Source organism: Pseudomonas sp. E6002 (assembly GCF_013385565.1).
Taxonomy (GTDB): Bacteria; Pseudomonadota; Gammaproteobacteria; order Pseudomonadales; family Pseudomonadaceae; genus Aquipseudomonas.
Map to the genome: position 1 here is coordinate 1 of NZ_JACAPT010000029.1, position 10,642 is coordinate 10,642.

10 protein-coding genes and 4 tRNA genes are annotated in these 10,642 nt (G+C 55.6%); all 14 read left to right on the forward strand.

Translation table 11 applies throughout. The annotated features are described in order from the left end of the window. Positions 1-128: 128 nt before the first annotated feature. The 14 genes from birA to rpoB all read left to right on the forward strand — a co-directional run bounded on the left by birA (position 129) and on the right by rpoB (position 10,585). Positions 129-1,088, forward strand: coding sequence for a bifunctional biotin--[acetyl-CoA-carboxylase] ligase/biotin operon repressor BirA (gene birA / locus HX815_RS23385; RefSeq protein ID WP_003210105.1), 960 nt, complete (start codon positions 129-131; stop codon positions 1,086-1,088). After that, positions 1,078-1,827 carry a pantothenate kinase gene (locus HX815_RS23390; protein WP_087692333.1) on the forward strand — a complete coding sequence of 250 codons (750 nt, stop codon included), beginning with the start codon at positions 1,078-1,080 and terminating at the stop codon, positions 1,825-1,827. The genes birA and HX815_RS23390 overlap by 11 nt, the downstream gene beginning before the upstream one ends. 7 nt (positions 1,828-1,834) lie before the next feature. Continuing rightward, positions 1,835-2,281: a hypothetical protein gene (locus tag HX815_RS23395; protein ID WP_087692334.1), complete on the forward strand. Its 447-nt coding sequence runs from the start codon at positions 1,835-1,837 to the stop codon at positions 2,279-2,281. 143 nt (positions 2,282-2,424) lie between these two features. Beyond that, positions 2,425-2,509, forward strand: a tRNA-Tyr gene (locus HX815_RS23400). 23 nt (positions 2,510-2,532) lie between these two features. After that, positions 2,533-2,606, forward strand: a tRNA-Gly gene (locus HX815_RS23405). Positions 2,607-2,632: 26 nt separating this feature from the next. Next, positions 2,633-2,708 (forward strand) — tRNA-Thr (locus HX815_RS23410). Positions 2,709-2,871: 163 nt separating this feature from the next. Next, a tRNA-Trp gene (locus tag HX815_RS23415) sits at positions 2,872-2,947 on the forward strand. Positions 2,948-2,992: 45 nt separating this feature from the next. After that, the gene (gene secE / locus HX815_RS23420) at positions 2,993-3,361 is read left to right on the forward strand and encodes a preprotein translocase subunit SecE (RefSeq protein ID WP_003210099.1); all 369 of its coding nucleotides are present in this window, start codon (positions 2,993-2,995) and stop codon (positions 3,359-3,361) included. A gap of 9 nt (positions 3,362-3,370) precedes the next feature. Continuing rightward, positions 3,371-3,904, forward strand: a complete 534-nt coding sequence (gene nusG / locus HX815_RS23425) for a transcription termination/antitermination protein NusG (RefSeq protein WP_003176436.1) — start codon at positions 3,371-3,373, stop codon at positions 3,902-3,904. Positions 3,905-4,021: 117 nt separating this feature from the next. Continuing rightward, positions 4,022-4,453, forward strand: a complete 432-nt coding sequence (gene rplK / locus HX815_RS23430; protein WP_003210097.1) for a 50S ribosomal protein L11 — start codon at positions 4,022-4,024, stop codon at positions 4,451-4,453. Then, entirely contained in the window at positions 4,453-5,148 is a 696-nt protein-coding gene (rplA, locus tag HX815_RS23435; protein ID WP_003176434.1) for a 50S ribosomal protein L1, read from the forward strand. The genes rplK and rplA overlap by 1 nt, the downstream gene beginning before the upstream one ends. Before the next feature lie 198 nt (positions 5,149-5,346). After that, positions 5,347-5,847, forward strand: a complete 501-nt coding sequence (gene rplJ, locus HX815_RS23440) for a 50S ribosomal protein L10 (protein WP_003210095.1) — start codon at positions 5,347-5,349, stop codon at positions 5,845-5,847. Positions 5,848-5,925: 78 nt separating this feature from the next. Further along, on the forward strand, positions 5,926-6,291 hold the full coding sequence (gene rplL, locus HX815_RS23445) for a 50S ribosomal protein L7/L12 (RefSeq protein ID WP_003210093.1): 366 nt from the start codon (positions 5,926-5,928) through the stop codon (positions 6,289-6,291). A 220-nt stretch (positions 6,292-6,511) separates the two neighbouring features. Next, positions 6,512-10,585 carry a DNA-directed RNA polymerase subunit beta gene (gene rpoB / locus HX815_RS23450; RefSeq protein ID WP_008436421.1) on the forward strand — a complete coding sequence of 1,358 codons (4,074 nt, stop codon included), beginning with the start codon at positions 6,512-6,514 and terminating at the stop codon, positions 10,583-10,585. Positions 10,586-10,642 lie beyond the last annotated feature (57 nt).

Genomic DNA, 10,642 nt, shown 5'->3' on the forward strand with positions numbered 1-10,642 from the left:
TTTGTTTTGCGCGGTCGGAAAATTTGGGCGGTCGAATTTCAAGCATCTTCAATGCTAACGTCCTGCCTTTCTATGCAATGGCCTAATGCATGGCTATCATGCGTGCCTCATTGTGAGGCGAGACCTGCATGCTGACGTTGTTGAAACTTCTAAAAGATGGTCGATTCCACTCCGGGGAGGCGCTCGGTGCTGCCTTGGGTGTCAGTCGCAGTGCTGTATGGAAGCAGCTTCAGCATCTCGAGGCGGAATTGGGTCTACCTATCCATAAAGTGCGCGGCAGGGGGTATCAGTTGGCTGCGCCCCTGATACTGTTAAGTGCCGATGAAATAGCTCGGCATGTACCTGTTCCTGCATGGCCTGTTCATATCTCTGACTCCATTGACTCTACCAATGCCGAGGCATTGCGGCTGATTGAATCGGGTCGCACTGCGCCATTTCTTGTGCTTTCAGAGCAGCAAACTGCAGGCAGGGGAAGGCGCGGACGAAAGTGGGTCAGTCCTTTCGCTCAAAACGTCTACTACAGCCTTGTGATGCGGATCGAAGGCGGCATGCGTCAGTTGGAAGGGCTAAGCCTGGTGGTCGGACTTGCAGTTATGCAGGCGCTGCGCGACGCGGGTGTTCGTGGTGCAGGATTGAAGTGGCCAAATGACGTTTTGGTCGGGCAGAAAAAAATCGCCGGAATTCTCCTGGAACTGGTCGGGGATCCCGCTGACGTCTGTCACGTCGTTATTGGTATCGGCATCAACGTGAACATGCAGAAGGCGGATGAGGTCGATCAGCAATGGAGCTCCGTACAGTTGGAGAGCGGCAGTGCTGTTGATCGCAACTACCTGGTAGCGCGTCTTGGAGTGCAGCTGCAGGCTTATCTTGAGCGTCACCAGGCATCTGGATTTTCGGCAATCCAGGGTGAGTGGGAGCAAAGCCATTTATGGCAGGGCCGGCCTGTATCGCTCATCGCGGGCGTGAACCAGATTGACGGCGTGGTGCTGGGGGTCGATGGGCAAGGTGCATTGCGGTTGAGCGTGGATGGTGTTGAGAAAGTATATAGCGGTGGTGAGCTAAGCCTGAGGTTGCGTGATGATTCTTGAGCTCGACTGTGGGAATAGCTTTATCAAATGGCGGGTACTTGAGTCGGATAAGGCTCGTATCTTTGCCGAAGGTGTCGTTGGGTCGGATGCCTCGCTGATCGACAGCTTGTTCGCGCTCACGGGGCTCGCGTTAAAAGACTGCCGGCTGGTGAGTGTTCGCGCTTCGGATGAGACAAGTCAACTGGTCGCTACCCTGGTCGAGGCATTTGGCGTCAAGGTGCTGTGTGCTGCTTCGGCGAGGCAGATGGGTGGGGTGCGGAACGGGTACGAAGATTTCGAGCGCCTGGGACTGGATCGTTGGCTCGCGATGCTGGGTGGGTTTCAGCTGGCGTCGGGCGCGTGCCTGGTGCTCGATTTTGGCACCGCCGCAACAGCAGACTTCATTTCCGCAGACGGTGAGCATCTCGGCGGTTTCATTTGTCCGGGGATGCCGCTGATGCGTAATCAGCTTCGAACACATACCCGCAAAATACGCTATGACGATATCGCCGCTGAACGGGCTCTTGAGGCACTGTCTCCAGGGCGCACAACTGTGGAGGCGGTAGAGCGCGGCTGTACGCTCATGCTGAGGGGCTTTGTGTTGACCCAGCTGGAGTTGGCTCGAAGCTATTGGGGGAGCGATTTTACCGTCTTCCTTACCGGTGGGGATGCTGAGCTCGTGGCTGACGCTGTGCCTCACGGTAGGCTTGTCCCTGATCTGGTTTTTGTTGGCTTGGCGATGGCGTGCCCTTTGTCCTGAGGTTTTTATGCGTTGGCTGTTTCTGCTTTTGCTGGTCCTCAATGTCTTCTATTACATCTGGCATCAGCAGGAGGCCCCTCTGCGCGCTAAAGATGTCACGCCTTTGGCTCTCTATCGTGGTTCTCAGCAAGATATCCGCCTGTTGAGCGAATCGGCTGATGCGATGGTTCGGCGAGACAGGGCAAAAGCGCCTGATGCGCAGGCGACGTGCTTGTATATCGGCGGTTTGCCTGATCAGAAAGAGGCTCAGTCCGTTGAGCAGCGCCTCACCAGCCTGGATATCAAGGTCAGGCTGCAGTCTCTGAACCTGCCTGATGCGTCGGGATACTGGCTGCGAGTGGCCCCTGAAAGCAGGCGTCTGGCCGATGATCTGCCCTTTGAAAACCTTGCTAATGAATTCAATGAGTTAAAACATAAAATAATGCCGTGCGAAGGCATTGCAACCTTCGAATAGTTTGCATAGAATGGCGCCCGCTTCGCAGTGAAGACCTTCTAGGTCGACACGGTGAAGTGAAGGTCAACGCAGCTAACCTCATATTTTTTAATGAGAAAATGCTTGACAGAAGGCTGGCATGATGTAGAATGCCGGCTCGCTTAGGAGGGGTTCCCGAGCGGCCAAAGGGATCAGACTGTAAATCTGACGTCTACGACTTCGAAGGTTCGAATCCTTCCCCCTCCACCATTTTAGCGTGAGCTGCAAGCTCCGCGGGTATAGTTTAGTGGTAGAACCTCAGCCTTCCAAGCTGATGATGCGGGTTCGATTCCCGCTACCCGCTCCAAGTTTGCAGGTTGTGCAAGTTGTTTCGCTCTTGTAGCTCAGTTGGTAGAGCACACCCTTGGTAAGGGTGAGGTCAGCGGTTCAAATCCGCTCAAGAGCTCCATATAACAAGGCAGATATGAAAATATCTGCCTTTGTTTTAACAGCTACCTCCGGTTGAATATGCCCTCTCTCGCTGTTTTGTTTGGGTGGGTTTCAGGTCTGCAGGGGTTTGTTGTTGTAAAGTCTTTTTCAGATCGGCATAATTGTCGGCCTGATTTTGTTTTAGGTCAGTAGCTCAATTGGCAGAGCGACGGTCTCCAAAACCGTAGGTTGGGGGTTCGATTCCCTCCTGACCTGCCAGATTCACTTGGTGTGTCTGGCTTTCTTTTCACAGGATCTTCATAGATGACTCCTAAGGCTGAAGCTCAAGGCTCTCGCTTCGATCTGCTCAAGTGGCTTGTAGTAGTCGCTGTTGTGGTTGTAGGCGTTGTTGGCAACCAGTACTACTCTGGGTCGCCAATCCTGTACCGTGTCCTCGCATTGCTCGCCCTTGCTGCTGTTGCTGCCTTTGTTGGCCTGCAGACTGCAAAAGGCAAGTCGTTTGCGGTCCTGGTGAAGGAAGCTCGTACCGAGATCCGTAAAGTCGTTTGGCCGACTCGCCAAGAAACCACGCAGACCACGTTGATCGTGGTAGCTGTTGTTCTGGTTATGGCGTTGCTGTTGTGGGGGCTTGATTCCCTGCTCGGCTGGCTTGTTTCCTTGATTGTTGGCTAAGGGTGTCCCGTGGCTAAGCGTTGGTACGTTGTGCATGCTTACTCGGGTTACGAGAAGCATGTCATGCGCTCTTTGCTAGAGCGCGTAAAGCTGGCAGGCATGGAAGATGGCTTCGGCGAAATTCTGGTTCCCACTGAAGAAGTGGTTGAAATGCGTAATGGCCAGAAACGCAAAAGCGAACGTAAGTTCTTCCCTGGCTACGTGCTGGTTCAAATGGATATGAATGAGGGTACTTGGCACTTGGTCAAGGACACTCCTCGCGTCATGGGTTTCATCGGCGGTACCGCTGATAAGCCTGCTCCGATCACTGACAAAGAAGCAGAAGCAATTCTGCGTCGCGTTGCTGATGGTAGCGACAAGCCCAAGCCGAAGACGTTGTTCGAGCCGGGTGAGGTTGTTCGTGTCACAGATGGTCCGTTCGCTGATTTTAACGGCACCGTCGAAGAAGTTAACTACGAAAAGAGCCGGATCCAAGTGGCAGTGCTCATTTTCGGTCGCTCTACTCCGGTAGAGCTAGAGTTCAGCCAGGTCGAAAAAGTCTAGCTGAGCAAGCATCCCAACCCCGCAGCCTTAGGCTGTGGGGTTTTGTCGTCACTGGGATAAACGCGCAAGTAACCGGGGAGCCTTTCGAGGCGTTCGAACCCGTAATTGGAGTGCCTCATGGCCAAGAAGATTACCGCTTACATCAAGCTGCAAGTGAAGGCCGCTCAGGCCAACCCAAGCCCACCTGTTGGTCCAGCTCTGGGTCAGCACGGCGTGAACATCATGGAATTCTGCAAGGCCTTCAACGCCCGTACTCAGGGTATTGAGCCAGGTCTGCCGACTCCAGTGATCATCACTGTATACAGCGACCGTAGCTTCACCTTCGAAACCAAGTCGACCCCGGCTTCGGTTCTGTTGAAGAAAGCTGCTGGTCTGACTAGCGGTTCCGCTCGTCCTAACACCGTTAAGGTTGGCACCGTGACCCGTGCTCAGCTGGAAGAAATCGCGAAAACCAAAAACGCGGATCTGACTGCAGCTGATATGGATGCAGCCGTGCGTACCATCGCCGGTTCTGCTCGTAGCATGGGCCTTAACGTGGAGGGTGTGTAATGGCTAAGCTGACCAAGCGCCAAAAGGCTATCGCCGGCAAAATCGAAGCGGGCAAGTCCTACAATTTTGTAGACGCTGCTGCTCTGCTGACCGAGCTGTCGACTGTCAAGTTCAGCGAGTCTGTTGACGTTGCTGTAAACCTGGGCGTTGACCCACGTAAATCCGACCAGGTCGTTCGTAGCGCTACTGTGCTGCCACACGGTACTGGCAAGACCGTACGTGTAGCTGTCTTCACCCAAGGCCCAGCAGCTGAAGCTGCTCTGGCCGCCGGCGCCGATCGCGTTGGCATGGACGACCTGGCTGCCGAAATGAAAGGCGGCGACCTGAACTATGACGTCGTAATTGCTTCCCCGGATGCAATGCGCGTTGTAGGTCAGCTGGGTCAGATCCTTGGTCCACGTGGTCTGATGCCTAACCCTAAAGTCGGCACCGTGACTCCAGACGTAGCTACCGCGGTTAAAAACGCCAAGGCTGGTCAGGTTCGTTATCGCACCGACAAAAACGGCATCATTCACACCTCCGTTGGCAAAGTCGGCTTTGATGCCGTCAAGCTGAAGGAAAACGTTGAAGCCCTGATCGCTGATCTGAAGCGTATCAAGCCAGCTTCCTCGAAAGGTATCTACGTCAAGCGCGTTACCCTGAGCACCACTATGGGCCCAGGTCTGGTCATCGACCAAGGCTCGCTGGACGTATAAGACACAAATTGGCGCAAGTAATTGCGCCAATTGAAAGATTGGGGTCCCTGCCTGGCGGGGGCTATCCAAGACCGTAGGCGACGCAAGTCTTAAACCACAAGCCTACGCAGATGGTGCTCCCGGTTCCTTACCGAATCAGACACCAAAACGACATCCGGCCCAGGCCAGATGAAACGGTAACAAGCAGGAGTTAAACCCGTGGCAATTAATCTCGAAGACAAGAAGGCCATCGTCGCTGAAGTCAACGAGGCTGCCAAAGCTGCTCTGTCCGCTGTCGTGGCTGATGCCCGTGGTGTGACAGTAAGCGCTATGACCGGACTCCGTAAAGAGGCTCGTGAAGCTGGCGTATACGTACGTGTTGTACGTAACACCCTGCTCAAGCGCGCTGTTGCTGACACTGAATACAGTGTCCTCAACGACGTGTTCACTGGCCCGACCCTGATTGCGTTCTCCAAGGAACATCCTGGCGCTGCTGCCCGTTTGTTCAAGGAATTCGCCAAGGGTCAGGATAAGTTCGAGATCAAGGCAGCTGCGTTCGAGGGCAAGTTCCTCGCAGCTAACCAAATCGACGTACTGGCAACACTGCCGACCCGTAACGAAGCTATTTCTCAGCTGATGAGCGTGATTCAAGGCGCTACCAGCAAGTTGGCTCGTACTCTGGCCGCAGTTCGCGAGCAAAAAGAAGCTGCCGCAGCCTAAGGCTGAGCATCTCCTCTCGCGTATTTTTGTTTATTTCGATGGCCGCGTAGGCCGTCCCCCAATTCAGGAATTACAGCAATGTCTATCTCCCAAGACGATATCCTCAACGCCGTAGCTGAAATGTCGGTTCTGCAGGTTGTTGAGCTGATCAAAGCTTTCGAAGAAAAATTCGGTGTTTCCGCTGCCGCTGCTTCGGCTGGCCCAGCTGTTGCCGCTGTTGCTGCTGAAGAGCAAACCGAATTCAACGTCATGCTGCTGGAAGCTGGCGAGAAGAAAGTAAACGTGATCAAGGCAGTACGTGAACTGACCGGTCTGGGCCTGAAAGAAGCCAAGGCAGTAGTTGACGGCGCCCCTGCCCAGGTTCTGGAAGCAGTGTCGAAAGACGCAGCTGACAAAGCTAAAGCAGTGCTGGAAGAAGCAGGCGCTAAAGTCGAGCTGAAGTAAGCATCGACCTTGCGTCTCCAGCCCAAGCGTTAAGCTGAAGGCTGATGGCTGGTGGCTCTTGCCACCGGCCTTTTTCCGTTATTGGCAATCGACTCGGTCGTCGCCTATAACGCGCTGTAACCACCCGATGCGGTGGCGCAAACCATGGGGTTTGCAAGATTTTCTGGCTGCTCCCGTCGGGAGGGGCCAAACAAGCAGGTGACCAAGCTGGGGAACGCTGATGGCTTACTCATATACTGAGAAAAAACGTATCCGCAAGGACTTTAGCAAGTTGCCGGACGTCATGGATGTCCCGTACCTTCTGGCTATCCAGCTGGATTCGTATCGTGAATTCTTGCAGGCGGGAGCGACCAAAGATCAGTTCCGCGACGTGGGCCTGCATGCGGCCTTCAAATCCGTTTTCCCGATCATCAGCTACTCCGGCAATGCTGCGCTGGAGTACGTCGGTTATCGCCTGGGCGAACCGGCATTTGATGTCAAAGAATGCGTGTTGCGCGGTGTTACGTACGCCGTACCTTTGCGGGTAAAAGTCCGTCTGATCATCTTCGACAAAGAGTCGTCGAACAAAGCGATCAAGGACATCAAAGAGCAAGAAGTCTACATGGGTGAAATCCCCCTGATGACTGAGAACGGTACCTTCGTTATCAACGGTACCGAGCGCGTTATCGTTTCCCAGCTGCACCGTTCCCCGGGCGTGTTCTTTGACCACGACCGCGGCAAGACGCACAGCTCCGGCAAGCTCCTGTACTCCGCGCGGATCATTCCGTACCGCGGTTCGTGGTTGGACTTCGAGTTCGACCCGAAAGACTGCGTGTTCGTGCGTATCGACCGTCGTCGCAAGCTGCCGGCCTCAGTACTGCTGCGCGCGCTCGGCTATACCACTGAGCAAGTGCTGGACGCTTTCTACACCACTAACGTATTCCACCTGAGCGGCGAAACCCTCAGCCTGGAGTTGGTGCCTCAGCGCCTGCGTGGTGAGATTGCCGTTCTGGACATCCAGGACGACAAAGGCAAGGTCATCGTTGAAGCCGGCCGTCGTATTACCGCGCGCCACATCAACCAGATCGAAAAAGCCGGTATCAAGACGCTGGAAGTGCCTCTGGACTACGTCCTGGGTCGCACCACCGCCAAGGTCATCGTGCACCCGGCCACCGGCGAAATCCTGGCTGAATGCAACACCGAGCTGAACACCGAGATCCTGGCGAAAATCGCCAAGTCCCAGGTTGTTCGCATCGAGACCCTGTACACCAATGACATCGACTGCGGCCCGTTCGTCTCCGACACCCTGAAGATCGACTCCACCAGCAACCAATTGGAAGCGCTGGTCGAGATCTATCGCATGATGCGTCCTGGCGAGCCACCAACCAAAGACGCTGCCGAGACCCTGTTCAACAACCTGTTCTTCAGCCCTGAGCGCTATGACCTGTCTGCGGTCGGCCGGATGAAGTTCAACCGTCGTATCGGTCGTACCGAGATCGAAGGTTCGGGCGTGCTGTGCAAGGAAGACATCGTCGCGGTACTGAAGACCCTGGTCGACATCCGTAACGGCAAAGGCATCGTCGATGACATCGACCACCTGGGTAACCGTCGTGTTCGCTGCGTAGGCGAAATGGCCGAGAACCAGTTCCGCGTTGGCCTGGTACGTGTTGAGCGTGCGGTCAAAGAGCGTCTGTCGATGGCCGAAAGCGAAGGCCTGATGCCGCAAGACCTGATCAACGCCAAGCCAGTGGCTGCGGCGGTGAAAGAGTTCTTCGGTTCCAGCCAGCTCTCGCAGTTCATGGACCAGAACAACCCGCTCTCCGAGATCACCCACAAGCGCCGTGTTTCCGCACTGGGCCCGGGCGGTCTGACTCGTGAGCGTGCAGGCTTTGAAGTCCGTGACGTACACCCGACTCACTACGGTCGTGTATGCCCGATTGAAACGCCGGAAGGTCCGAACATCGGCCTGATCAACTCCCTGGCTGCCTATGCGCGCACCAACCAGTACGGCTTCCTCGAGAGCCCGTACCGCGTGGTGAAAGACGCACTGGTCACCGACGAGATTGTGTTCCTGTCCGCCATCGAAGAAGCTGATCACGTGATCGCTCAGGCTTCGGCCACGATGAACGACAAGAAAATGCTGATCGACGAGCTGGTAGCTGTTCGTCACTTGAACGAGTTCACCGTCAAGGCGCCGGAAGACGTCACCTTGATGGACGTATCGCCGAAGCAGGTAGTTTCGGTTGCAGCGTCGCTGATCCCGTTCCTGGAACACGATGACGCCAACCGTGCGTTGATGGGTTCCAACATGCAGCGTCAAGCTGTACCGACCCTGCGCGCTGACAAGCCGCTGGTAGGTACCGGCATGGAGCGTAACGTAGCCCGTGACTCCGGCGTTTGCGTCGTGGCTCGTCGTGGCGGCGTGATCGACTCCGTTGATGCCAGCCGTATCGTGGTTCGTGTTGCCGATGACGAAGTTGAAACTGGCGAAGCCGGTGTCGACATCTACAACCTGACCAAATACACCCGCTCCAACCAGAACACCTGCATCAACCAGCGTCCGCTGGTCAGCAAGGGTGATCGGGTTCAGCGCAGCGACATCATGGCAGACGGTCCGTCCACCGATATGGGTGAGCTGGCACTGGGTCAGAACATGCGCATCGCGTTCATGGCCTGGAACGGTTACAACTTCGAAGACTCCATCTGCCTGTCCGAGCGTGTGGTTCAGGAAGATCGCTTCACCACGATCCACATTCAGGAACTGACCTGTGTGGCGCGTGACACCAAGCTTGGGCCAGAGGAAATCACTGCAGACATCCCGAACGTGGGTGAAGCTGCACTGAACAAGCTGGACGAAGCCGGTATCGTTTACGTAGGTGCTGAAGTTGGCGCAGGCGACATTCTGGTAGGTAAGGTCACTCCGAAAGGCGAGACCCAACTGACTCCGGAAGAGAAGCTGTTGCGTGCCATCTTCGGTGAAAAAGCCAGCGACGTTAAAGACACTTCCCTGCGTGTACCTACCGGTACCAAGGGCACTGTCATCGACGTACAGGTCTTCACCCGTGACGGCGTTGAGCGTGATGCTCGTGCGCTGTCCATCGAGAAGACCCAACTCGACGAGATCCGCAAGGATCTGAACGAAGAGTTCCGTATCGTTGAAGGCGCGACCTTCGAACGTCTGCGTTCCGCCCTGGTAGGCCACAAGGCTGAAGGCGGCGCAGGTCTGAAGAAAGGTCAGGACATCACCGACGAAGTACTCGACGGTCTTGAGCACGGGCAGTGGTTCAAACTGCGCATGGCTGAAGATGCTCTGAACGAGCAGCTCGAGAAGGCCCAGGCCTACATCGTCGATCGTCGCCGTCTGCTGGACGACAAGTTCGAAGACAAGAAGCGCAAACTGCAGCAGGGCGATGACCTGGCTCCAGGCGTGCTGAAAATCGTCAAGGTTTACCTGGCAATCCGTCGCCGCATCCAGCCGGGCGACAAGATGGCCGGTCGTCACGGTAACAAAGGTGTGGTCTCCGTGATCATGCCGGTTGAAGACATGCCGCACGATGCCAATGGCACCCCGGTAGACGTCGTCCTCAACCCGTTGGGCGTACCTTCGCGTATGAACGTTGGTCAGATCCTTGAAACCCACCTGGGCCTCGCGGCCAAAGGTCTGGGCGAGAAGATCAACCGTATGATCGAAGAGCAGCGCAAGGTCGCAGACCTGCGTAAGTTCCTGCACGAGATCTACAACGAGATCGGCGGTCGCAACGAAGAGCTGGACACCTTCTCCGACCAGGAAATCCTGGATCTGGCGAAGAACCTGCGCGGCGGCGTTCCAATGGCTACCCCGGTGTTCGACGGTGCCAAGGAAAGCGAAATCAAGGCCATGCTGAAACTGGCAGACCTGCCAGAAAGCGGCCAGATGCAGCTGTTCGACGGCCGTACCGGCAACAAGTTTGAGCGCCCGGTTACTGTTGGCTACATGTACATGCTGAAGCTGAACCACTTGGTAGACGACAAGATGCACGCTCGTTCTACCGGTTCGTACAGCCTGGTTACCCAGCAGCCGCTGGGTGGTAAGGCTCAGTTCGGTGGTCAGCGTTTCGGGGAGATGGAGGTCTGGGCACTGGAAGCATACGGTGCTGCTTACACTCTGCAAGAAATGCTCACAGTGAAGTCGGACGATGTGAACGGTCGGACCAAGATGTACAAAAACATCGTGGACGGCGATCACCGTATGGAGCCGGGCATGCCCGAGTCTTTCAACGTGTTGATCAAAGAAATTCGTTCCCTCGGCATCGATATCGATCTGGAAACCGAATAACACGTGACGCGAATCGAGAGCGGGGCTGTTTAGCCCGCTCTCTGCTCCGCCAGGAGG

What these genes read in the sequence shown, in the direction of transcription:
- birA (WP_003210105.1), top strand. Translation starts at nt 129, where the DNA reads ATGCTGACGTTGTTGAAACTTCTAAAAGATGGTCGATTCCACTCCGGG.
- HX815_RS23390 (WP_087692333.1), top strand. Translation starts at nt 1,078, where the DNA reads ATGATTCTTGAGCTCGACTGTGGGAATAGCTTTATCAAATGGCGGGTA.
- HX815_RS23395 (WP_087692334.1), top strand. Translation starts at nt 1,835, where the DNA reads ATGCGTTGGCTGTTTCTGCTTTTGCTGGTCCTCAATGTCTTCTATTAC.
- secE (WP_003210099.1), top strand. Translation starts at nt 2,993, where the DNA reads ATGACTCCTAAGGCTGAAGCTCAAGGCTCTCGCTTCGATCTGCTCAAG.
- rplK (WP_003210097.1), top strand. Translation starts at nt 4,022, where the DNA reads ATGGCCAAGAAGATTACCGCTTACATCAAGCTGCAAGTGAAGGCCGCT.
- rplA (WP_003176434.1), top strand. Translation starts at nt 4,453, where the DNA reads ATGGCTAAGCTGACCAAGCGCCAAAAGGCTATCGCCGGCAAAATCGAA.
- rplL (WP_003210093.1), top strand. Translation starts at nt 5,926, where the DNA reads ATGTCTATCTCCCAAGACGATATCCTCAACGCCGTAGCTGAAATGTCG.
- rpoB (WP_008436421.1), top strand. Translation starts at nt 6,512, where the DNA reads ATGGCTTACTCATATACTGAGAAAAAACGTATCCGCAAGGACTTTAGC.